Origin of the sequence: Mitsuokella jalaludinii DSM 13811, from assembly GCF_000702905.1 — a bacterium.
Lineage (GTDB): Bacteria > Bacillota > Negativicutes > Selenomonadales > Selenomonadaceae > Mitsuokella > Mitsuokella jalaludinii.
Genome location: NZ_JNKR01000003.1, coordinates 86,793 through 108,953, shown reverse-complemented (window position 1 = coordinate 108,953; position 22,161 = coordinate 86,793). Strand labels below are relative to the sequence as shown.

General features: G+C 60.3%; 19 protein-coding genes and 3 tRNA genes. 4 read left to right on the top strand and 18 right to left on the bottom strand.

The window, feature by feature from the left end; genetic code table 11:
• Positions 1-148: 148 nt before the first annotated feature.
• The 3 genes from T518_RS03760 to acpS form a co-directional block, all read right to left on the bottom strand.
• Positions 149-1,210 (bottom strand): branched-chain amino acid aminotransferase, encoded by a 1,062-nt coding sequence (locus T518_RS03760; RefSeq protein ID WP_255240820.1) that lies wholly within the window; start codon positions 1,208-1,210, stop codon positions 149-151.
• Positions 1,211-1,350: 140 nt separating this feature from the next.
• Positions 1,351-2,904 carry a bifunctional ADP-dependent NAD(P)H-hydrate dehydratase/NAD(P)H-hydrate epimerase gene (locus tag T518_RS03755; protein ID WP_036375386.1) on the bottom strand — a complete coding sequence of 518 codons (1,554 nt, stop codon included), beginning with the start codon at positions 2,902-2,904 and terminating at the stop codon, positions 1,351-1,353.
• A gap of 2 nt (positions 2,905-2,906) precedes the next feature.
• On the bottom strand, positions 2,907-3,278 hold the full coding sequence (gene acpS / locus T518_RS03750) for a holo-ACP synthase (RefSeq protein ID WP_226867578.1): 372 nt from the start codon (positions 3,276-3,278) through the stop codon (positions 2,907-2,909).
• A gap of 232 nt (positions 3,279-3,510) precedes the next feature.
• Between acpS and T518_RS03745 the strand changes: the two genes are divergently transcribed.
• Complete coding sequence (locus T518_RS03745; protein WP_036375380.1) at positions 3,511-4,428, top strand: LysR family transcriptional regulator; 918 nt, start codon at positions 3,511-3,513, stop codon at positions 4,426-4,428.
• Between the two features lie 79 nt (positions 4,429-4,507).
• Here the strand turns inward: T518_RS03745 and T518_RS03740 are convergent, their stop codons facing one another.
• Entirely contained in the window at positions 4,508-5,572 is a 1,065-nt protein-coding gene (locus T518_RS03740; RefSeq protein WP_036375377.1) for a tartrate dehydrogenase, read from the bottom strand.
• Between the two features lie 87 nt (positions 5,573-5,659).
• Positions 5,660-7,000 (bottom strand): anaerobic C4-dicarboxylate transporter, encoded by a 1,341-nt coding sequence (locus T518_RS03735; RefSeq protein WP_036375374.1) that lies wholly within the window; start codon positions 6,998-7,000, stop codon positions 5,660-5,662.
• Positions 7,001-7,559: 559 nt separating this feature from the next.
• Here T518_RS03735 and T518_RS03730 point away from each other — a divergent pair.
• The gene (locus tag T518_RS03730) at positions 7,560-8,792 is read left to right on the top strand and encodes an LL-diaminopimelate aminotransferase (RefSeq protein WP_036375371.1); all 1,233 of its coding nucleotides are present in this window, start codon (positions 7,560-7,562) and stop codon (positions 8,790-8,792) included.
• 331 nt (positions 8,793-9,123) lie between these two features.
• Here T518_RS03730 and ftsY read toward each other — a convergent pair whose 3' ends face one another.
• From ftsY to T518_RS03690, 8 genes are all read right to left on the bottom strand, one after another.
• Positions 9,124-10,038, bottom strand: coding sequence for a signal recognition particle-docking protein FtsY (gene ftsY / locus T518_RS03725; RefSeq protein ID WP_036375368.1), 915 nt, complete (start codon positions 10,036-10,038; stop codon positions 9,124-9,126).
• A 56-nt stretch (positions 10,039-10,094) separates the two neighbouring features.
• Positions 10,095-13,664, bottom strand: a complete 3,570-nt coding sequence (gene smc, locus T518_RS03720) for a chromosome segregation protein SMC (protein ID WP_036375365.1) — start codon at positions 13,662-13,664, stop codon at positions 10,095-10,097.
• Between the two features lie 3 nt (positions 13,665-13,667).
• A complete protein-coding gene (locus T518_RS03715) occupies positions 13,668-14,585 on the bottom strand; it encodes a LysR family transcriptional regulator (RefSeq protein WP_036375361.1) in 918 nt (305 codons plus the stop codon).
• A 74-nt stretch (positions 14,586-14,659) separates the two neighbouring features.
• Positions 14,660-15,577, bottom strand: coding sequence for a hypothetical protein (locus T518_RS03710; RefSeq protein ID WP_036375358.1), 918 nt, complete (start codon positions 15,575-15,577; stop codon positions 14,660-14,662).
• 81 nt (positions 15,578-15,658) lie between these two features.
• A tRNA-Cys gene (locus tag T518_RS03705) sits at positions 15,659-15,732 on the bottom strand.
• Between the two features lie 9 nt (positions 15,733-15,741).
• A tRNA-Gly gene (locus T518_RS03700) sits at positions 15,742-15,816 on the bottom strand.
• Between the two features lie 5 nt (positions 15,817-15,821).
• Positions 15,822-15,898, bottom strand: a tRNA-Asp gene (locus T518_RS03695).
• Between the two features lie 134 nt (positions 15,899-16,032).
• A complete protein-coding gene (locus T518_RS03690) occupies positions 16,033-16,413 on the bottom strand; it encodes an ASCH domain-containing protein (protein WP_036375355.1) in 381 nt (126 codons plus the stop codon).
• 250 nt (positions 16,414-16,663) lie between these two features.
• On the opposite strand from T518_RS03690, the gene T518_RS03685 reads away from it, so the two are divergent.
• Complete coding sequence (locus T518_RS03685; protein WP_036375353.1) at positions 16,664-17,383, top strand: SIMPL domain-containing protein; 720 nt, start codon at positions 16,664-16,666, stop codon at positions 17,381-17,383.
• 54 nt (positions 17,384-17,437) lie between these two features.
• Positions 17,438-18,607, top strand: a complete 1,170-nt coding sequence (locus tag T518_RS03680) for an acyltransferase (protein ID WP_072003565.1) — start codon at positions 17,438-17,440, stop codon at positions 18,605-18,607.
• Positions 18,608-18,678: 71 nt separating this feature from the next.
• Here the strand turns inward: T518_RS03680 and T518_RS03675 are convergent, their stop codons facing one another.
• The 5 genes from T518_RS03675 to T518_RS03655 all read right to left on the bottom strand — a co-directional run bounded on the left by T518_RS03675 (position 18,679) and on the right by T518_RS03655 (position 22,134).
• Positions 18,679-19,194: an ImmA/IrrE family metallo-endopeptidase gene (locus T518_RS03675; RefSeq protein ID WP_036375350.1), complete on the bottom strand. Its 516-nt coding sequence runs from the start codon at positions 19,192-19,194 to the stop codon at positions 18,679-18,681.
• 4 nt (positions 19,195-19,198) lie between these two features.
• Positions 19,199-19,603 (bottom strand): helix-turn-helix domain-containing protein, encoded by a 405-nt coding sequence (locus T518_RS03670; protein WP_036375347.1) that lies wholly within the window; start codon positions 19,601-19,603, stop codon positions 19,199-19,201.
• Positions 19,604-19,703: 100 nt separating this feature from the next.
• Complete coding sequence (locus tag T518_RS03665; RefSeq protein WP_148485473.1) at positions 19,704-20,168, bottom strand: hypothetical protein; 465 nt, start codon at positions 20,166-20,168, stop codon at positions 19,704-19,706.
• A 186-nt stretch (positions 20,169-20,354) separates the two neighbouring features.
• Positions 20,355-21,362, bottom strand: a complete 1,008-nt coding sequence (locus T518_RS03660) for a LacI family DNA-binding transcriptional regulator (RefSeq protein ID WP_248617150.1) — start codon at positions 21,360-21,362, stop codon at positions 20,355-20,357.
• A gap of 154 nt (positions 21,363-21,516) precedes the next feature.
• Entirely contained in the window at positions 21,517-22,134 is a 618-nt protein-coding gene (locus tag T518_RS03655) for a DUF4867 family protein (protein WP_036375338.1), read from the bottom strand.
• Positions 22,135-22,161: the final 27 nt, after the last annotated feature.

The window sequence follows — 22,161 nt, the reverse complement described above, 5'->3', positions numbered from 1 at the left end:
ACAGGAAATCCTTGTGACTGTCAAAAAATTTTACTCCTAAGTCCTGAAGGCTTCCTGAATCCCTCCTGTATACGCCGCTGCCAAGGGAAAGCAAAAAGCCCGGCTGCCAAAGGGCAGCCGAGCCGTGAACAGGATATTCCTGTTTTGCTTACTTGATCTCGCGGATCCATCCCTCTTCCGGTGCTTCGACCGTGCCGAGCTGGATACCACGCAGCGTGTTGTAGAGTTTCGTGAGGACAGGGCCCATTTCCTTCATGCCGCTCGGGAACTCGATCGTCTCGCCGTTGCCGACAACCTTGCCGACCGGGCAGATGACGGCAGCCGTGCCGCAGAGGCCAGCCTCGGCGAAGTCCTTGAGCTCCGTGAACTTGACCGGACGATGCTCGACCGTGTAGCCGAGATGCTCGGCAATCGTGACGAGCGAACGGCGCGTGATCGACGGCAGGATGCTGTCGGATTTCGGCGTGACGAGCTTGCCGTCCTTCGTGACGAACAGGAAGTTTGCACCGCCCGTCTCCTCGACGTACGTGCGCGTAGCAGCATCGAGGTACATGTTCTCGTCGAAGCCCTTCTGGTGTGCGAGGATGTACGGATAGAGGCTCATCGCGTAGTTCAGGCCGGCCTTGATGTTGCCTGTACCGTGCGGGGCAGCGCGGTCATAGTCACTGACGCAGATCGTGATCGGCTTCACGCCGTTCTTGAAGTAGGAGCCGACCGGCGTGCCGAAGAGACGGAACTGATATTCGTCAGACGGCTTGACACCGATGACCGGGCCCGTGGCAAAGAGGTACGGGCGCAGGTAGAGGGCACCGCCCGACTCGAAAGGAGGAATCCAATCCTTGTTGGCTGCAACAACCTGATCGACAGCCTCGAGGAACATCTCCTCCGAGACTGGCGGCATCTCGAGGCGCTTAGCCGAGTCGATCATGCGCTTTGCGTTCATGTCCGGACGGAACGTGACGACGCGGCCGTCCTTCGTCTTGTAGGCCTTGAGGCCCTCGAAGACTTCCTGGCAGTACTGCAGGATGCCGGCGCACTCATTGATCGTGACGTTGGCGTCATCCGTCAGATGACCTTCGCCCCACTTGCCGTCTTTGAAGTTTGCGACGTAACGCTGGGAGATTGGCTGATACGCGAAACCCAGGTTATTCCAATCCACATTTACTTTTGCCATTGAAAACTCCTCTTTTCTTTCCGTTAAAGTAGTTATATCATAGTCCCGGCTGTACAGTTTGTCAATAGCCTAGGCAAGAAAATGATGTAATTTTACACAGAATATGTATCTTTGTCTTTCATCCGCCTACATGCGCTTTTGTCCGCTTTTATCGTGCTTTTTATTATAGAAAGAAATCACTCTCCCGCTTGCAGCAAGCGGCGCGCCTCTGGCAGCTTCGCGAGGATGTCCCCGGCGATAAGGCCTTCCGCCCGCTCTCCGTAGGCAAGGTCACCGGCGAGCCCGTGCAGGTAGACGCCGAGAACGGGGGCCATGCCGTCTGCGGCCTGCTCCATGAGGCCCGCAATCGTGCCGGCGAGCACATCGCCCGCGCCGGCCGTCGCCATGCCCGCATTGCCCTTCGTCGTGAAGAAGACGCGGCCATCCGGGAAGGCCACGAGCGTGCACTCGCTCTTGAGCACGAAGACGGCATGGTATTCGGCCGCCGCGTCGCGCGCGATGCCGACGATATCTTCGCGCAGGTCCTCGACAGAGAGCCCCAGGAGGCCCGCCATCTCGCCGAGATGCGGCGTGAGGATCGGCACGTGCTTTGCCTCGCGCAGGATCTCGGGATTGTCGCGCAGGGCGTAGATGGCATCGGCGTCGAGCACGAGCGGCCTGTCCGTCTCGCGCACGAGCGCCCTGACGAGCTCGCCCGTCACCTTGGCGCGCCCGAGTCCCGGGCCAATAAGGACGGTATCGTACCCTTCCGTCAGCGGCACGAGCAGCTTGAGGGCCTCATCGCCGCCGAGGACGCCTGCCTGCTCTTCGGGCACGGGCACCGTCATCGCCTCCGTGAGCTTCGCGGCGAGGATGGGCTGCTGGCTGTCCGGCACGGCGAGCGTCGCGATGCCGCAGCCCACTCGCAGGCAGGCCGAGGTGCAGAGCGCCGCCGCGCCCGTCATGCCGCGCGAGCCCGCAACGACGAGGATGCGGCCGCAGGTCCCCTTGTGGGCCGTGCGCGGACGCGCGGGCAGCAGAGCGGCGGCCATCCGGCCGTCGATGCAGGCCTGCTGCATCGCCTCGTCCTCCAGGAGTTCGTGCGGGATGCCGATGGAGTCGACGCAGAGCTCGCCTGTGCAGGTCGCGCCGAGGCCGAGCAGGTGGCCCGGCTTCGGCAGTCCGAGCGCGAGCGTCCGCGTTGCCTGCACGGCCGCATCGCCGACCTCGCCCGTATCGGCCTCGACGCCGCTCGGGATGTCGATGGCGAGCACCGGGCAGTGCGCCGCATTGACGAGCTCCACTGCCTGGCGGACGACGGGGCGCAGCGTGCCGCGGAAGCCCGTGCCGAGGATGCCGTCGAGCACGCCGTCCGCGAAGCGCAACGCGAGGCGCAGCCGGTCCATGTCGCGGTCACCCGTCAGGTCGTGCACAGCGATGCCCATCGCCGTCAAGGCCTGCTTCATGATGGAAGGCGACGCCTTGAGGTGGTCAGGATTGCCCGTCAGGAATACCTTGAGGTCCGCCCCCTCGTTGGCGAGATAGCGCGCCGCCGCGAACGCATCGCCGCCATTGTTGCCGCTGCCCGCGAGGACGCAGATCGTCTTGCCGCGCACAGAGCCGAGCAGCGCGATCATCTCTGCAGCCGTCTGCCGCCCGGCATTCTCCATCAGCACGACCTCCGGCAGGCCGTACTCCTCTCCCGCGCGCCGGTCGACAGCGCGCATCTCCTTGACAAGTGATACCTTCATCGTCATCCCTCCATCACACATTGTGCCGTCGCGTACGCACGCGAGTGGCTCAGCGAGACCCATACCTTTGAAACCGACCGGCTGCGGGCCAGCTGCGCGAAATACCCCGAAAGATGAACCCGAGGTGCCCCGAGCGCATCCGGCAAAATCTCGATGTCGTGCAGCGTGCCGCCGCGCAGCCCTGTGCCGAGCGCCTTCATGACGGCTTCCTTGCCCGCGAAGCGCGCCGCATAGCTCGCCATCCTCTGCACGCCGCGGCTCTCGCAGTACGCGCGCTCCGCCTCCGTGTAGACGCGCATGAGGAAGGCCTCGCGGGCTGCTGCCCTCTTCACGCGCGCAATCTCCACAATATCCGTCCCGATACCTACGATCAAGACATCCACCTGCTTTCCGTGTTTCATTCTGGTTCATTTTCTCTATCCTGGATTAGATTCCCCATCCCCCGCCTATTTTCCTGCCAAGGCCTGCGGCGCAGCTGGGACTGTTCCCGAAAATATTTTTGATAATTTTCGATTATACTATCATACATTCACTAAAAGTATGGTATAATGGCATTAAATAAAGCGAATTTATACAGATAAAATGGAACAGAAAGAAGCGATTTGAATGGAACTCAGACAACTCGAATATTTCCAGATGGCCAGCCGTCTGCGAAATATCACCCGCGCTGCGGAACGCCTGCGTGTTTCCCAACCGAATATCACGGTCGCCATCAAGAAGCTCGAGGCCGAGCTCGGCATCCAGCTCTTCGACCGCAGCCAGAAACAGCTCGCACTGACGCCTGAGGGCGCCGTCTTCCTCAACCGGGTCGAGCTCGCGCTGCGCAACATCCAGGACGCCGTGCTGGAGGTCAACGACTACAAGCAGCTCCAGAAGGGCACCATCAAGATCGGCGTGCCGCCGATGATGGGCGCCTACCTCTTCCCGCGCATCTTCTCGAGCTTCCAGCGCCGCTACTCCCACCTCGACATCTTCATGCACGAAGAGGCCTCGATGTCGATCCGCGAGCAGCTTGAGCGCGACGAGCTCGATTTCGGCATCATCATCCTCTCCGGCGCCTCGAATCGCCTGCAGCTGCTGCCCATGTCCAAGAACCAGATCGTCTGCTGCGTGCCCGAGAGCAGCCCGCTCGCCAAGAAGAAGGCCATCACCATGGATGACGTGGCCGACACGAAAATCGTCATGCTCAAGGAAGGCTCCTTCCTGCGCCAGACCATCCTCGGCCGCATGAAGGCCGAGGGCATCACGCCGAACATCGTGCTCGAGTCCAACCAGATCAACACCTTGAAGGGCCTCGTCTCCAACGGCGTCGGCATCACCTTTCTCCTCGACATGGTCGCCGACGAAACGCCCGGCCTCAAGACCCTGCCGCTCGCCGATCCCATCTTCGTCGACGTCGGCCTTGCCTGGAAGAAGGACCGCTACATCTCGAAAGCCGCACAGTCCTTCATCGACTTCTGCAAGGACCTGCTCAAGAAAGACCACAGCAACAAGACCGACGCTGCCTCGCCTACCCAGGAATAAACCAACTAAGTCAACAAACAGCAGAAATGCCATCTCACCGACTGCGTGAGATGGCATTTTTTCATGGAATAGCAGGGGTTCAGCGGCGCAGGATCTCGAGGATGGCCTCGCCGATGTCCTGCGTCTTGGCCGCGCCGCCAAGGTCCGGCGTCAGGGTATTCTTCTCAACGAGCAGCGTCTCGATGGCCGCGATGACGCGCTTGCCCCAGTCCTCCTTGCCGAAGAAGTCGAGCATCTGGCTGACCGACCAGATGCTGGCCAGCGGGTTTGCGATGCCCTTGCCAGCGATATCCGGCGCGCTGCCGTGGATGGGCTCGAACATCGAGGGATACTTGCGCTCCGGGTTGAGGTTGGCACCGGCCGCGAGGCCCATGCCGCCCGCGATGGCCGCGCCGAGGTCCGTCAGGATATCGCCGAAGAGGTTGCTCGTGACGACGACCTCAAAGCGCTTCGGGTTCTTGACGAACATCATGCTCGCCGCGTCGACGAGCAGCTTCTGCGTCTTGACATCCGGGTACTCCTTGCCGAGCTCGGCGAAAATCTCATCCCAGAACACCATCGAGTAGCCGAGCGCATTGCCCTTCGAGATGGAAGTCAGCGTCTTGTGCTCGCGGCGCGCGAGCTCGTAGGCGTAGCGCATGATGCGCTCGCAGCCCTTGCGCGAGAAGACGCCCGTCTGAAGCGCGATTTCCTGCGGCGTGCCCGGATAGAGGCGCGCACCGACATCGGCGTACTCGCCCTCGCTGTTCTCGCGGATGACGACCATGTCGATGTCCTCGCGCTTGACACCGGCGAGCGGACACGGTGCGCCCTCGAGCAGCTTGACGGGGCGCAGGTTGACGTATTCATCGAAGCCGCGGCGGATCTTCAAGAGCAACTGCCCCAGCGAGACATTGTCTGGAACGCCCGGATAGCCGACAGCACCGAGGTAGATTGCATCGAACGCCTTGAGCGTATCGAGGCCGTCCTCCGGCATCATCTCGCCCGTCTTCAAGTAGTACTCACAGCCCCAGGGGAAGTCCGTGAACTCGACAGCGAACGTGCCGTCGAGGGCTGCGATGCCAGAGAGGACCTTCTTGCCCTCCGCGATGACCTCAGGACCGATGCCGTCGCCGGCGATGACTGCAATCTTGAATTTCTTCATAGCAATGCTTCCTTTCTGAAAATAATGCAATCAGCAGATAATGAAAAAGCGGTTTCCCGGAGGAAACCGCTCCATACGCAAGGTATGTTACAGGACGATATGCGCCATGACAAAGCCAGCGCAGCAGCCCGTGAAGACGCCGATGAGGCCCGGGATCATGAAGCTGTGATTGAGGATGTACTTGCCGATGCGCGTCGTGCCCGAGCGGTCAAAACCGATGCAGGCGAGGTCAGACGGGTACGTCGGCAGGAAGAAGTAGCCGTAGCAGGCCGAGATGAAGGACATGATCAGCACAGGATCCATGCCGACATTGAGTGCCAGCGGCATGACGATCGCGATGGCCGCAGCCTGCGAGTTAACGAGCTTCGACGTCAGGAACGCGAAGATCGCATAAGCCCACGGATATGCCTGGACAGCGGCACCGAGCCACTGCTTGAGGATGGTCATGTGGTTTGCGAAATACGTGTCGGCCATCCAGGCGACGCCATAGACCGAGACGAGTGCAACGATACCAGAGCGGAATACCTGGCTGTTGCCGACATCCTTCGCCTTGATCTTGCAGAAGACCAGGATCATGGCGGCAACGAAGAGCATGACCATCTGGATGACGTCCGTCATCGAGATTGCCTTCATGACGCCCTTCGCGTTCGGGAAGTGCGGCAGAAGCTGCGGGAAGTTGCCGAGGCAGGCGATGACGAGGATGCCGAGGAAGAAGATGTACATCGCATGGTAGTACGATTTCGGCAGTTCCTTGCCCTGCAGCGTCTCCGAGTCACCGTAGACGTATTCCTTGTTCTCCGGGTCCTTGATGAACTCCTGGAAGCGCGGATCCTTGTCGAGGTCTTTGCCGCGGCGGTAAGACCAGAGAGCGGCGCAGAAGACGCCCGTGAACGTAGCCGGGATCGAGACGGCGAGAATCTGGAGGACCGTGTACTCATAGCCTGCTGCAGCCATGAAGCCGACAATCGAGACGACGGCAACCGAGACAGGCGAAGCGCAGATAGCCATCTGCGAAGCGACCGAAGCGACAGCCATCGGGCGCTCCGGGCGGATGTTCTGCTTGATGGCGATATCATAGATGATCGGGAACATCGTGTAGACGACGTGACCCGTGCCGCAGAGGACCGTGAGGAACCAGGTCGTCAGCGGAGCGAGGATCGTGACCTGCTTCGGGTTGTTGCGCAGGAACTTCTCTGCATACTTGAGCATGACCGTGAGGCCGCCCGACGTCTGCAGGAAGCCGGCGCAGGTGACGACCGCGAGGATCGTGAGCATGACGCCGATCGGCGGCGTGCCGGGCTTATAGCCAAAGACGAATGTGAAGATGACGAGGCCGATGCCGCTGATGACAGCCAGACCAATACCGCCGTGACGCACGCCAAAGACAAGGCAGGCCAGCAGTACGATGAGACCAAGCAACATTTCCAAGTGAAACTCCCCTTCCTATTAAATAAAGACAGAAATCCTATTCCTTAGATCCGCCGTGCCACCCCTCCTCTCTTCATACTGCGCGGAATCAAAGAGAAACAATTTCCCCTGCTCTCTTATTTTCGCGCAATCTGTTCAAAATCCTGCTGAAGAATGCGTTTCATCCATAAAATTCATGAATCCGATAGCAGGACCATATGATGCAGGTTGGACAGATGAGGACAGCTGTGCGGGCAGCAAAGCGAAGCGTCCGAGAATCTACGCTTTATTATACAATAAAAGAAAAGAATAAGTAAATATTATTTATCATAAAATATTTTAATGATATATATCACTTATTCTTTGGTAAATCAGATTCATCACAAAGAGTCCCTTCTTCACAGAGCGGCAGAATCATTCATGCATAGAATCATCGTCATGCTCGAAATGAATCATGCGACAGCTCTGAGCAATATTTTCCGTTAAGAGCATTGATTTTATGTAGCCATATGCATAACGTTGTGGTATAATATGCTAAAAAGTTATATTGATAATAATTCTATGAGGAGGATTTCATTCTATGGCTACCATTAACGATAACTATCTGAAGCTGCCGGGCAGCTATCTCTTCGCGGAGATCGCGCGCCGTGTCGCCGCCTACAAGGAAGCGAACCCGGATGCCGACATCATCCGCCTCGGCATCGGCGATGTCACGCAGCCGCTGCCGCAGGTCTGCATCGAGGCCATGCACAAGGCGGTCGACGATCAGGCGAAGGCTGAGACGTTCCACGGCTACGGCCCGGAGCAGGGCTACTCGTTCCTGACGGAAGCCATCATCAAGAACAACTACACGGACCGCGGCATCGAGATCGCGCCGGACGAGATTTTCGTCAGCGACGGCTCCAAGAGCGACTGCGGCAACATCCAGGAGATCTTCGGCACGGCCAACAAGGTCGCCATCACGGACCCGGTATACCCGGTCTACCTCGACACGAATGTCATGGCTGGCCGCACGGGCACGCTGCAGGAGGACGGCCACTTCGAGGGCGTCGTCTACCTGCCCTGTACGGCCGAGAACAACTTCGCGCCGTCGCTGCCGACGGAAAAAGTCGACATGATCTACCTCTGCTGCCCGAACAACCCGACGGGCACGACGCTCTCGCGCGCCGAGCTGACGAAGTGGGTCAACTACGCCAAGGAAAATGACGCCGTCATCCTCTTCGATGCCGCTTATGCCGCCTACATCACGGAAGACGATGTACCGCGCTCCATCTACGAGATCCCGGGCGCCAAGGACGTCGCCATCGAGTTCCGCTCCTTCTCCAAGACGGCGGGCTTCACGGGCACGCGCTGCGGCTACACGATTGTCCCGAAGACGGTCACGGGCCGCGCAGCAGATGGCTCGCGCGTGCCGTTCAACAAGCTCTGGAACCGCCGTCACACGACGAAGTTCAACGGCACGGCCTACATCGTCCAGCGCGGCGCTGCGGCCATCTACACGGAAGAGGGCCAGAAGCAGGTCAAAGAACTCGTTTCCTATTATATGGAGAACGCCCGCATCATCCGCGAGGGCCTCAAGGCAGTCGGCATCAAGGCCTACGGCGGCGTCAATGCCCCGTACATCTGGCTCAAGACGCCGGACAACATGAGCTCGTGGGACTTCTTCGACAAGCTCCTGCACGAAGTCAACATCGTCGGCACGCCGGGCGCAGGCTTCGGTCCGTGCGGCGAGGGCTACTTCCGCCTCACGGCCTTCGGCAGCCGCGAGAACACGGAGCGCGCCGTCGCCCGCTTCGCCAAGCTGAAATTCTGATTGGCTTTCCCAAAATAGCAAATCAATCGAAAGATAGGCTAGCCATCAATTGGCTAGCCTATCTTTCACTCCCCAGTTTCCGCTCACTTATAGATAATAGTCCGTCATCGGCATGCAACTGAGGCGGGCTATTCTGCCCACGGATTTTCCGGCGTTGCTTCAAGCTTCCAGCCAGCTTCAGCCATCAAGCTGCTGCCGCCGACATCAGCTTTGCGGATGGGTGCGGAAGCTACTGATTCCCCTTCACCCAACCATCAGCCAAACAACAAAAAGCGAGGTCACATGCACAGCATGTGGCCTCGCTTTTTATCTCTGTGATGTTTCGTGGTTCTCAATTCCCGAAGAGCGCCTTGGCAAAATCCTCGGCGTTGAACGGGCGCAGGTCCTCGACGCCCTCGCCGACGCCGATCCACTTGACCGGCATGGAGAGCTGGCTCTTGATGCCGATGACGACGCCGCCCTTGGCCGTGCCGTCGAGCTTCGTCAGCACGACGCCCGTGATTGGTGCGGCCTTCGTGAAGAGTTCGGCCTGGCTGATGGCGTTCTGGCCCGTCGTCGCATCGAGGACGAGCAGTGTCTCATGCGGCGCGCCCGGGATCTCGCGGCCGATGACGCGGTTGATCTTCTCGAGCTCCTGCATGAGGTTCGACTTCGTCTGCAGACGGCCCGCCGTGTCGATGATCAGCATATCGACCTTGCGTGCGACGGCCGCCTTGACGGCGTCGAAGGCAACGGCCGCCGGATCAGAGCCCTCTTCGTGCTTGATGACGGGCACGCCCGTGCGCTGGCCCCAGACCTCGAGCTGGTCGATTGCCGCCGCGCGGAAGGTGTCGGCCGCGGCGAGCAGGACTGATTTGCCCTGCCCTTTGTAGTAAGCGGCCAGCTTGCCGATTGTCGTCGTCTTGCCCGCACCGTTGACGCCGATGACGAGCAGGACAGTCGGGCCGTTCTCAGCGATGCGCGTCGTGTCCTCGCCGGCTGTCAGAATCTTGACGATCTCGTTCTGCAGGAAGGGCTTGAGGTCCTCCGGCGTGTTGATCTCCTTCTTCTTGATGCCCTTGCGCACGGCCGTCATGAGCTTGTCTGTCGTCTTGACGCCGACATCCGCCATGATGAGCGTCTCCTCAAGCTCGTCGAGCAGGTCCTCGTCGATGTCGGCATAGCCGACGATGATCTTCTCGATCTTGTTGGTCAGGTTCTCGCGGGTCTTGTTGAGCCCCTTCTTGAGGCGGTCAAAAAATCCCATGATGATTCCTCCTATCTCTATGATCTATGATTCATGATTCCTGTTGACGGGCTGCCTCACTTCTCGAGGGAGGCAGTGTCGAGCTCATCGAGCCGCACGGACAGCAGCCGCGAGACGCCCGTCTCCTCGACGGTCACGCCGTACATCGTGTCGGCAACCTCCATCGTCCCCTTGCGGTGCGTGACGACGATGAACTGCGTCTGCTCCGCGAATTCCTGCAGGAAGCGGCCGAAGCGCATGACATTCGCCTCGTCGAGCGGCGCGTCGATCTCGTCGAGCACCGAGAAGGGCGACGGCCGGTAGCGCAGGAAGGCGAAGAGCAGTGCGATGACGGTCAGCGCGCGCTCGCCGCCCGAGAGCGCGGCGAGGCTCTGCCGCTTTTTCTGCGGCAGGGTCACGAGGATGTCGATGCCCGTGTGGAGCACATCGTGCTCATCGAGCATCTTGAGCTCTGCCTTGCCGCCGCCGAAGAGTCGCACGAAGATCTCGCCGAAATAGCGCTGGATGTCCGCAAACGCTTCTTTGAACTGCTTCGTCATGGCTTCATCCATCTCCGCGAGGATGCGCCCGAGGTTTTCCTTTGCCTCGATGAGGTCGGCCGACTGCTTCTTCATGAAGTCGTGACGCTTCTGCAGGTTCTCGTACTCCTCGACGGCATTGGGGTTGACCGGGCCGAGAGCGTCCATCTCTTTCTTCAGGGACTGCATGCGGCTGCGCAGGTCCTGCGGCTCGATATCGAGCGCCTCTTCTAGGGCGCGCTCCGGCGTCAGGCCGAATTCGCGCAGGATGGCCTGCTGGCTGTCCTGTAGGGCCATCTGGATCTTGGCGGCCAGCACGTCGAGCTGGTGGACCTCCTCCTGCTTCCGGCTGCGCCTGCGCGCAAGCTCGCGCCCCTTCGCCTCGAGCTCCTGGCCTGCGGCCATCTTCTCCATGCGCATGCCATAGAGCCCGCGCTGCGCCTTCTGCGCTGCATCGAAGGAATCCTGCCAGTCCTGCGAGGTATGCTCGAGCTCCTGCAGGCGCTTTTGGCTTTCCTCAGCGCGCGCCTCGAGCTGCTGCTCTTCCTGCTCGAGCTCCGCGAGCGACTGCTCGCCGCGCTGCTTCTCCTGGCGGTAGAGCGCCATCTGCTCGGCACTGCGCTTCCACTCCTGCTCGAGCACGGCGCGCTGCAGGGCTTCTTCCTGCATGCACTTGCCGAGCGCTGCGGCGTCCTGCTCGGCATCCTCGAGGTCAAGGCGGCTCTCCTCGGCCTCTTTCTTCGCCGCTTCGAGCGCGTCTGCCAATGCCTTGACCGAGCGCGCCTGCAGGACGCGCTTGTTCTGGTTCTCGGCAAAGGTCGCCTGGCGCTCGGCGTCAGCCGCGAGGAGTTCCTGCACGGACTGCTCCTGCGCAGCGAAGTTCTCCTGCAGCCGCTCAAGGCTCACGCGCAGTTCCGCGCGTTCGACGCTCTTCTGCTGCACGAGGGCAAGTGCGTCTGCCTGGCCCTTCTCCGCCACGGCTGCACGCGCGGCGGCTTTTCTGACGGCCTGTTTCCCATCATCGAGCTCCTGCTGGCAGGCGATGAGCTTCTCGCGCAGAGCCTCGATCTCGCCGCTGCGATTGAGGAAGCTCGCCTCTTTGCGCGCGCGGCCGCCGCCCGACAGCGAACCGCCCGGCGCGAGGAATTCGCCCGTCAGCGTCACGATGCGCAGGCGGTAGTCCTGCTTCTTGGCGAGGGCGAGCGCGTGGTCGAGCGTGTCGACGACGAGGATGCGAGCGAGCAGGAAGTCGGCCGCCTTGCGGCAGGAATCGTCGATCTCGACGAGCTCATTGGCCCAGCCGATTGCGCCCTCGCCGTTCTCGGCCTCCTTCTCGCGCTCCTTCGGATACTGCACGGAGAGCGTCGAGAGCGGCAGGAAGGTCACGCGGCCGAGGTGCTTGCGCTTGAGGAAGGCGATGGCTGCCTTAGCCGTCTCCGTGTCCTGCGTCACGATGTTCTGCTGGTTGCCGCCCAGGGCGACCTCGATGGCCGTCATGTAGGGCTGCGGGATCGTCAGGAGCTCCGCGATAGCGCCAGAGATGCCCTCATGCCAGGGCTCCTGGCTCTGCAGCACGGCCTTCGGCGCCTTGCCGAATCCCTCGTACTCCTCCTGCATGTGCTGCAGGAAGTCGATCTTCTCGTGCAGACTGCTCGCGCGCTGCACGCGCTTCTCCTGCTGTTCGCGGAGAGCCGACTGCTTGGCCTGCGCCTGCTGCTGCGCATGGCGCGCAGCCTGCTGGGCTTTGACGGCCGCCTGGAGCTCGCTTTCCTTCTTGGCGAGCGCGGCCGTCATCTCCGACTGCTGCACGCGCAGGGTGGACTGCTTCCGCTGTGCCGCGGCAATGGCCGCCTGGCGCTCCGCCTGCCCCTCGCTGCCCGCTTCGATATCGCGGTCGAGGATGGCGAGCGCCTGCTTGGCCGCGGAGAGCTCTTCCTGCTTCGCCTCGCGCTGCTTGCCGGATGCTTCGGCAGCCTTCTTGCGCTCTGCGACGATGGCCGCAATCTTTGCCGCGCGCTCCTGCTGGCTCTTCTCCCTCGCCTCAGCCTCGCCTAGCTTCCTCTTCTTCTCAGCGGCTTCACCCGAGAGACGGCCGATCTCGCGGACCGACTGCACGAGGGCTTCCTGCAGCTCCGCGCGCCGCGACTGGATGCGCTCCCTCGCCGCACCGCTCTGGCCCTGGCGCTCCTCGAGCGTCGCAATCTCGCGGCTGGCAGCCTCAAGCTTCTGGCGCAGCTTCTCGCTCTCTTCCGCGCCGTCTTTCATGCGCTGCTCGAGCTCGAGGATCTCCTTCTGCAGAGCCTCGCGCGCTGCTCCCGCCTGCTTGGCCGCCGTCTCGAGCGCAAGCGCCTCGTCGCGGGCCTTCCCGAGCTTCTCCTCGTTGGCGGCTTTGCGCTCCGCTTCGCGCTTTGCGCTGCGCGCGAACTTCGTGAGCTGGCAGCGGCGGTACTCCTCGTGCAGGGCATTGTACTGGCGCGTCTTCTCCGCATGGCGCGCGAGCGGCTCGAGCTGCGTCTCGATCTCCTGCATGATGTCCTGCACGCGCAGCAGGTTGTTCTCGGTATCCGTGAGCTTCCTCACCGTCTCGCGCTTGCGGTCGCGGAACTTCGTGATGCCGGCCGTCTCCTCGAAGAAGGCGCGGCGATCCTCCGGACGGCTGTTGAGGATATCCTCCATGCGGTTCTGGCCGATGATGCTCATGCCGTCGTGGCCGATGCCCGTGTCGGCGAAGAGCTGGTAGATATCCTTGAGGCGGCAGCGCGAACGGTTGATGAAGTACTCGCTCTCGCCACTGCGGTAGAGGCGGCGCGTCACCGCCACCTCGCGGAAATCGACGGGCAGCGTGCCGTCGTTGTCGAAGATCAGCGAGACTTCCGCAATGTTGAGCGGGCGCCTCTGCGCCGAGCCCGCGAAGATGATGTCCTCCGAGCGCGTGCCGCGCAGGTTGCGGATGTTCTGCTCGCCGAGCACCCAGCGCACGGCATCCGTGATGTTGCTCTTGCCGCTGCCGTTGGGGCCGACAATCGCCGTGATGCCGTGGTCGAATTCTATCGTGATCTTATCGGCAAAGGACTTGAATCCATATGCCTCAAGGCGTTTTAGCTGCAATCGTCACACCTGCCTGTCTGCGGCACCCGGGTCCTGGAACTTGCCCGCCGCTACATACTGCTTCATGAACGTCAGAAAATCCTTGTCGAGCGAGGAGAATACCTTATGGCTGCTCCAGTAGAGCGCCGTGCGCGCCGTCAGGCGCGGCGTGAGCGGCCGCCTGACGAACGAGTGCTCCCCCTTGAGCACGAAGTCCGGCAGGATGGAAATGCCCGTGCCGTTGGCCACGAGCTGCTTGATCGTCTTGAGCTGCATCGTCGTCAGCATGACGTCCGGCGTGAAGCCTGCCTCGATGCAGCGCGCGAAGATGGCCCGGTACTGGTACGTGCGCGGCTGCTGCAGGATGAAGCGCTCGCGCCGCAGGCTCTCGAAGGCGACTTCTTCCTTCTCCGCGAGCGGATGGCCCTGCGGCAGGCAGAGGCTCATCGCATCGTGCATGATGAGCAACTCATTGGCAAAGGACGTTTCCGGCTTGCCGAAGATCACGCCGAAGTCGAGATCGCCGATCTCCACGTGCTCGCGCACTTCATCGGAGTCGCCGAATTCCTGCACATCGAGCAGCGTATTCGGGAACGCCTCGCGGAACTCCTTGAAGAACTCCGGGAAAAGATACGCCTCGAACATCGGCGGCACGCCGAAGTGGACCGTGCCCGCACTGCCGACGCAGAAGCGCATCATGTCCTGCTTCGCGATCTCTGCGTCCTGCATGATGCGCCGCGCGTGAATCAGGAAGGCGCGGCCCGCATCCGTCAGCGTGACGTGCTTCTGGCTCCGGTCGATCAGCGTGAGCCCGAGCTCCGCCTCGAGGGCCTTGATGGCCTTCGTGACGGAAGGCTGCGAGACGTGTAGCACCTTCGCCGTGCGCGTGAAGTTCTCCAGCTCACTGATCGTACAAAAATATTCCAACTGCCGAAATTCCATTGTGATTCCCCCATCTTTGCAGACGATCCTCTCCTTCTCCTCCATCCCGAAAAGTCTGTGGAGCGGAGAACGCCTCAGGCGCGCTGCACGAGTTCCTGCAAGCGCTGATTCACGAGGTCGATCCACTCGCCGTGGAAGCCGACTTCCGTCAAGAGCTCCTCGAGCGACTCGATGCGCGGCTGGTCGAGGAACATCCGCACGCGGCTCTTCTCGATGCTGCGGTAGATGTAGTAATCCTCGGGGATCATGCCCGGCTTCGGGAAGATGACCGTGTACTCGTGGTACATCTTGTCGTTCATGGACTCGTAGACGCCCGTCGAGCGAGCGGCATACGCCTGCCACGTGTCCGGCAGGGAGGCAAGCAAGGCAGTGACCTCGCCCTTGATGGCTGCGACCGTATCCCCGTAGGCGGCGAGCAGCGCTTCCTCGGCAGACGTGTCCTGCAGCATGACGGCGCAGATGAGGTCGCGGACGGCGTTGAAGTCGCCGAGGCCGTACTGGAGGAATTCATCGGCGCTCTCGATACCCACGAGCCACTTCTTCAACGCCTCTTCCATCGCGGCGCGCGCCTTCGCGACGACGAGCTCATCCTCGCCGTGGAGCTGCAGTGCGAGGTTGCAGACGCGCTGACCGGCCGCATCGTCGTGCAGGATCTCCTTCTCCGCACAGTCGCGGCAGTAGCCGATGGCCTCGTTCGTGAACGGCTGCCCTTCCGCGATTTCCTCCATGGTCGGGAAGCGCTTGCCGAGCTTCTCGTAGATTGCGCGCTGCTCTTTGAGCTTTCCCTTCGAGAAATACGTCAACGGGCGCTCCTGGTAATCGACATGCGTGACCTTGCCACAGCCCGCGCAATGGTATTCCTTGTCCACGAGCTTGACCGCGATGTCGCGCTCCGGGCGCGGCTTGAAGAACTCGTAGGGAACAGTCTCCACGAAGGAATAATTGAAGATGTTGAGCAGATTGTCCGTAATGCGGGATGGTTCATTGGCCATGCAGTGACACTCCTATCTTGATACATGAATATGACATAAACAAAAAGCCTGGAAGGAAACCTTCCAGGCTGCATTTCATCTTGGAGGCGACACCCAGAATCGAACTGGGGATAAAGGTTTTGCAGACCTCGGCCTTACCACTTGGCTATGTCGCCAAAATAAAATGGAGCGGAAAACGAGGCTCGAACTCGCGACCCCCACCTTGGCAAGGTGGTGCTCTACCACTGAGCTATTTCCGCATGAATGGCGACCCGAATGGGACTTGAACCCATGACCTCCGCCGTGACAGGGCGGCATTCTAACCAACTAAACTACCGGGCCGTTCTTCTTTTGTGCCGCTGTGTTTCAGCGACATGTATTATTATACGGACGATGCCGCACATTGTCAACACCTTTTTGAAAAAAAGTTTTGGACGGGGAAAATCCCCGCCCATCCCTTTCGTTCTGCCCAAAAGTCACTCCGCCGAGTCGTCCTTCTCCTCGTTGAGGTCATTGTGCACCTCCGAGAAGTAGATGACTGTCACCGTATCCTCCATGAGGATGCGGCGCTTGTAGATGCGCTCGAAGTCGGCGATGAGCTCTTCGCGCGAATTGATCTCGGGGTTCTGGTGGCCGAGGTCGGCGCTCGTCAGCGTGCCCATCGTCTTGACGCGGACCTTGTCGAGGTAGGCCGTGTAGATACGGTGCTTCGGCTCGCCCTTCTTGCCCGAGGTGATCCAGACAATGGAGCCCTCCGGATAGAGCTTGCTGACATCGCCGAGGCGCACGGTGCAGTTCTTCGTGCGCTCCATGATCATCTTCTTGTGCTTGGCCGCCTGGAAATTCAACGCCATCATGATAAAGCATCTCCTATCTGAAATTCTCATCTATAATACATTATACACATCATATGCATTTACCTTGCTTTCTATATTCTCCCCTCTGCCCCGATAATCCTGCCGCTATTTGCGAAAAAAAACAGAAAGCACACACTCCTCCGCCCCGCTGCTGTCCACGATTCACGGACATTCCCGCGAATTTTCATGCGCCAGCGTGGAAAATGTGCTAGAATAGAGCCATCTTTACCAAATGATTGGAGGTTTCACCATGAAAAAGACAGTTCACATCCTCACGCTCGTCTGCGCGCTCTTCCTGATGAGCTGCAGCGCAGCCTTTGCCGCACCGCAGCAGGAAACGCCGCGCCCGACGCTCTCGGTCGACGGCCAGGGCACGGGCACGGCGGCGCCGGACATGGCGACCGTCACGATTGGCGTGACGACGCAGGGCAAGGATGCAGCCAAGGCGCAGAACGACAATGCCTGGGTGTCGAACCAGATCCAGGCCGCCGTCCGCGGCCTCGGCATCGCAGAGAAGGACATCCAGACGCGCAACTACTCCTTCTACCCGAACTACAGCACGGACAAAGACCGCCGCAATGAAGTCACGGGCTACACGGTCAACAACTCCGTCATTGTCGTCGTGCGCGACATCAAGCTGACGGGCAAGGTCATCGACGCTGCCCTGAATAACGGTGCCAACGAGATCAACTCGCTCGACTTCTCAGCAAGCGACACAAAGGCTGTCCGCAAGGTCGCCCTGCTGAACGCCGTCCAGGATGCGCGCGACAAAGCGGACATCATCGCCAAGGGCCTCGGCAAGCGCATCGTCGGCATCCAGAATGTCAGCGAGAGCACGGGCTACATCGAGACGCGCCGCTTCGGTGGCAACATGCTCATGGCCGTTGCTAAGGACGCCGCCACGCCGATCGCGCCGGGCAGCCTCTCCCTGACGGCCAACGTCCACATCGACTTCATCCTCAGCGACTGAACAAGCTGACAAAGCCAGTTCAGCCCGCAACACAAGAAGTAAGGAGTTTTTCTTTTGACTGAGCAAGAATCCCGGGCAGCGGCCCCCGCGAAAAAGAGGAAGCCACGCCTGCCTGCCATCGAATACATCCGCGGCATCGCGATGATGGGTGTCATCGCCATCCACGTCGGTTCGCAGTACCTCATGAACCAGACGGCCAACATCCATCTGATTGCCCTGCTGGAGGTGGCCTCGCGCTTCAGCGTGCCCATTTTCTTCTTCATCTCGGCCTTCGGGCTCTTCTACAACCTCAACATCGATGAACCGCTCGATTACAGGGCCTTCATGAAGAAGCGCTTCCGCACGGTCCTCGTGCCGTACCTCGTCTGGTCCGCCTTCTACCTCCTGCATGATGGCCTCTTCTACGGCGTCGGCTTCCCCGACCCGCTGCACCTCCTGAGCATCCTGTTCTTCGGCACGGCGAAATACCAGCTCTACTTCCTCGTGATTCTGATCTGGTTCTACCTGCTCATGCCGCTCTGGATTGCCATCGTACGGCGTGCGGGCAAGGCCAGCCTGATCCTGCTCTTCGTCGCGCAGCTGGGCTTCGACTACTGGTCGAGCTTCTCCGTCGCGTTCAACACGTTCGTCTACGCGCTGCCCGACCATTCCTTTCTCAAGCCGTTCCTCATGTACCGCCTGAACTACTGGGTCGTGCACTACGTCTTCATCTTCGTGCTCGGCGGCTATCTCGCGGTGCACATCAAGAGATTCCAGCGCTTCATGCAGGAGAACAGGCGCGCCATCACGGTGTTCTTCTGGGCATCGCTCATCTGGCTCCTAGCCTACTACTACCAGCTGATCGTCGAGACGGGCTACACGCCGCTCGAGGCCATCAACACGGCCCATCAGCTGAGCCCGGCGGGCCTCTTCTACACACTGGCCAGCTCGGTCTTCTTCTTCACGATCTTCACGTACCAGAAGTACCCCTCCTGGCTCAATCCTGTCCTGCACCAGCTCGGACGCCACTCCTACTTCGCCTACCTCGTCCACCCGCTCTTCATCACCTACGCGGCCACGCTGCTCCAGAAGAGCGGCCACCTCATGACGGCCCCCGTCGCGATCCTCTTCTACTTCGCGATCCTCGGGCTCTCCATGGCGGCAGCGGCCATCTGCCGTAAGCTCGGCGAGCGCCTGCCCATCCTCAACGAATGGACCATCGGCGTCTACCCGCGCAAGAAATGACAAGCAAGCAAAAAATCCTGTCCACACCGCAAGCCGCGATGTGGGCAGGATTTTTCTATCTGGATACTGCTTCAGGCGCGGACCTTCTTGAAGAACTGGCTGTCTGCCGTGTCGGTCAGCCGCAGGTCGTAGCCGAGCGCGACCATCTCGCGCATCTTGATGAGCATGAGGTTGATGTTGCAGCGCAAGCGCTTCGAGATGGTCTCCATATCCTCGCCCGCCCGCACGAGGCGGTAGACCTCATCGTTGTCGAGCAGGAGATGCGAGGCAAAGGCGTTCGCCTCGTACTCCGTGCGGCTGCTCATGCGGAAGAGCTCGAACTCCTGCAGGCCAGTCTTCGCGAGCTCGCGGTGCAGCTGGTCGTGGCCGATCTCATGCGCGAGCACCATCGGCAGCCAGTCCTCGTCAAGGCGGCTATTGAGGAAGATGAAGCGGTGGTGCCAGCGGTTGAAGTACATGCCGAGCAGGTTCTTGTAGTCATCGGCGAATTCGACATGGATGCCGAGCTCCTGCGCGAGCGCCATCATCGCGTGGCTGGCACTCGGCTGGATGCGCCGCACGGCCTCATAGAGCTGTATCGAATCCATCCCATCACTTCCTGTACTTCTTCGGCGTGTATTTCTGGTTGTCTTCCTTGGCCAGCCAGTAGGCCTTCTCAAGCGAGCGCATAACGGCCTCGCGGTCCTGGTCGGAGAGCTCGCCGCCCGCGAACATGCCCGCCAGCTGGCTCACGAGTTCCTGTGCCTGCGCCATGCCGCGGCTGCCGTACTGCTCGTGCGCCGCATCGAGGAACATCTCCCGGTCCGTATAGAGATATGCGACATCGACCTCGAAGAAGTCCGCGAGGACCTGGTACATCTCCTTCTTCTTTGGGTAGCGCTCCCCCGACTCATAGCCGCTGTACGTCTGGCGCGTGATGCCGCAGGCCGCTGCCACATCCTTCTGCGTGAGCTTGCGCGCCCGGCGCAGCTGCAGCAGTCTATCACAGAATTTCACGATCGTTCCCTCTCTTTTCCATCGTATCATCGTAAATCGTCATCTTCATTTTAACATCGGTCCGTTTTGCGGGCAAGCGCAGCGCTCAGCAAAAGCCTTCTCAGGCAATGTGGCGATGCGCTTCAGACCAGCGGACAGTGACCGGATCCTGATTGCGCTCCACCGGCCGATGGTCGGCATAGCGGCTGGCCGGACGCACCGCGCGCTCCCTGACCGTCAGGTAGACGAGTGTCAGAAGGTTCACGAGCGGCAGGCACTGGCCGATGAGCAGCAGCCTGCTCGCGCGGCAGTCATTGCAGCGCCAGAGCGTGACGAGCAGCAAGAGGAGCGCAAACGGCGCCGTGAACTCCAGGGAGTCCAGCACGCCAATCTGGTGGCCAAAGCAGAACGGGATGCCGCTGCCGAGTATGGCAAAAAGCCCCATGATGAGCCCCGTCGGTTCCATGACGTACGACGAGACAGTCTCATACTCCCAGGCCGCATAGTAGAGCGGCACCGAAAGGTAGAGCAGGATACTCACCAAGACAAAGGGCAGGCGCCCGATCCTTCTGGATAAGATATGCATGAAGAAGACCCCCTATCGACAGGCAGTGCGCGCAAGACGCCCCGCCTTTATCTTTGACAAATGTAAAACTCATGTTTCAATATTAACATATGTAAGTGTTTTTGTCAAAGTCAGAGCGGATATGTCAAAGATAATAGAAAACAGGCCTGCGCAAGCACAGACCTGTCTGTCAGAAGAGACGGGGGCTCAGAGGTTCTCGAGCAGCCGGATCTCGTTCTTCATGATGTAGTTCTTCTTGTCCGGCATCCTGCCGTTGACGAGATACTCAAAGGCGATGCTGATGGCCATACGCCCCTGGCGCGTCGGATGCTGGTAAAGGATGGCCTTGACGATGCCCTTGCGCATCATCTCGACCGTCGAGGGCACACTATCGAAGGCAATCGTCAGTGGGCGTTCCTGCTCCGGCAGCTGCATGATGGCGCGGCAGGCGCCGTAGACACCGCCCGCGAGCAGGAACATCGCCGATATGTCTTGGTGGTCGTCGAGCAGGTGCTTCGTCCGCTCATACGAGCAGATCTCATCATCGCCGTTCTCGATGATGTCTACGATCGAGAAGCCCGGGGCCTTTTCCATGCGGTGCTGGAAGCCCTCCAGCCTCTCGCAGTGACCGAGGACCTGGCGGCTGCCCATGACGATGCCGACTTTCGCCTTGCCGCCGAGCAGAGCGTCGAGCAAGGCGCAGGCTGTCTCGCCGCCGTTGAAGTAATCGCTGCCGACGTAGCAGTGGCGCTTGGAACTCTTGATGTCATTAACGACCGTCACGACGAAGATGCCCGCATCGACGAATTCATCGATGGCCTTGGCGATGCGCGCATCGTCGATGGGGCTGATGATCAGCGCATTGACCTTTCCCTTCATCTGCTCCATGAGGTGCAGCTGCTTGTCGACATCGTAGCCCTTCATCGGGTAGTAGCGGACGGTCAGGCCGTAGATGGCATACGAAGATGCCGCGCGGTCCATGCCATGAATGACATCGTTGAAGAAGGCATTGCCCTCCGACGGCAGCAGAACGCCGATGACGGGGTGATTCTTCCGCGCCGCCAGCGCCTTGCCCGCAGGATTCGGCTCGTAGCCGAGCTGCTCCGCCATCTTCTTGATCATCGCCGCCGTCTCCGCATTGACCCTGCCGCGGCCATTCAGGGCGCGGTCCACCGTTCCGCGCGAGACACCGCAGAGTTCTGCTATCTTTTTCATGGTAACCATGTTTTTTCCTCCAATAATTCACTTCCTCTATTGTAGCAGATTTACACATGGATGGCGATGGTACCAGACAAAAAGAAAAGCCGCATCGCCATGCGATGCAGCTTCCCGGGGTTCATTCAACCATTCTGTACCGTTCTGTAGAGGATCAGAGCGTGAGATTCTCGCCCTTTAGGCCGATGAAGGCGCCGTCCTTATCGAGGCCACTCTCTGCGTGAGCGATCAGCCACTTGTTGACCGCGAACAGTAGGCGGTCCTCCCCCTCTTTGTCAATGGGGTTCTTGAGTGCCTCATTCGTGCCGCGCGGCAGGGCGACACCGCAGCGGAATTCCTCGCCATCGATGCCGCACGGAGCGAAGTGGAGCGTCGTCGCGTAGAGCTCGACAGCTGTGCCAGCCGGCACAAAGAAACACTCGACCTTGCTCGTATCGTACGTCAGCGTCTCCGGATCAATGTCCTGCTGGCGGCCAACCATCAGCACGAGGTCCGTCGCCGCGATGTCGATCTCCGACGAGCGGTGGTACTCGAGCGCATTGAGGGCCTCGTTGTGGCCGCTGCAGTGGCCAAGCTCCGTCGGCATCTCGCCGTACGTCTTCTCCGTCAGCTCCTTGAAGAGCGGCAGCTCCTCGAACGATGCGACAGACGGCTCGTAGACCGTCCCCTCAGCCGGGATATCGATCTTCTTCAGCGCCTCGCAGAACTCCTTCGTCTCAAGCGGCAGGACGCGTCCATACGGACGGAATGCTTCTTCCGTTACAGATTTCATAGTATCTCTCCTCTGAATATATTCACT

Bases quoted from the DNA above. Each gene is read 5' to 3' on its own strand.
- T518_RS03755 (WP_036375386.1), bottom strand. From the start codon at position 2,904: ATGAAGGTATCACTTGTCAAGGAGATGCGCGCTGTCGACCGGCGCGCG.
- T518_RS03745 (WP_036375380.1), top strand. From the start codon at position 3,511: ATGGAACTCAGACAACTCGAATATTTCCAGATGGCCAGCCGTCTGCGA.
- T518_RS03740 (WP_036375377.1), bottom strand. From the start codon at position 5,572: ATGAAGAAATTCAAGATTGCAGTCATCGCCGGCGACGGCATCGGTCCT.
- T518_RS03730 (WP_036375371.1), top strand. From the start codon at position 7,560: ATGGCTACCATTAACGATAACTATCTGAAGCTGCCGGGCAGCTATCTC.
- ftsY (WP_036375368.1), bottom strand. From the start codon at position 10,038: ATGGGATTTTTTGACCGCCTCAAGAAGGGGCTCAACAAGACCCGCGAG.
- T518_RS03715 (WP_036375361.1), bottom strand. From the start codon at position 14,585: ATGGAATTTCGGCAGTTGGAATATTTTTGTACGATCAGTGAGCTGGAG.
- T518_RS03710 (WP_036375358.1), bottom strand. From the start codon at position 15,577: ATGGCCAATGAACCATCCCGCATTACGGACAATCTGCTCAACATCTTC.
- T518_RS03690 (WP_036375355.1), bottom strand. From the start codon at position 16,413: ATGATGGCGTTGAATTTCCAGGCGGCCAAGCACAAGAAGATGATCATG.
- T518_RS03685 (WP_036375353.1), top strand. From the start codon at position 16,664: ATGAAAAAGACAGTTCACATCCTCACGCTCGTCTGCGCGCTCTTCCTG.
- T518_RS03675 (WP_036375350.1), bottom strand. From the start codon at position 19,194: ATGGATTCGATACAGCTCTATGAGGCCGTGCGGCGCATCCAGCCGAGT.
- T518_RS03665 (WP_148485473.1), bottom strand. From the start codon at position 20,168: ATGCATATCTTATCCAGAAGGATCGGGCGCCTGCCCTTTGTCTTGGTG.
- T518_RS03660 (WP_248617150.1), bottom strand. From the start codon at position 21,362: ATGAAAAAGATAGCAGAACTCTGCGGTGTCTCGCGCGGAACGGTGGAC.
- T518_RS03655 (WP_036375338.1), bottom strand. From the start codon at position 22,134: ATGAAATCTGTAACGGAAGAAGCATTCCGTCCGTATGGACGCGTCCTG.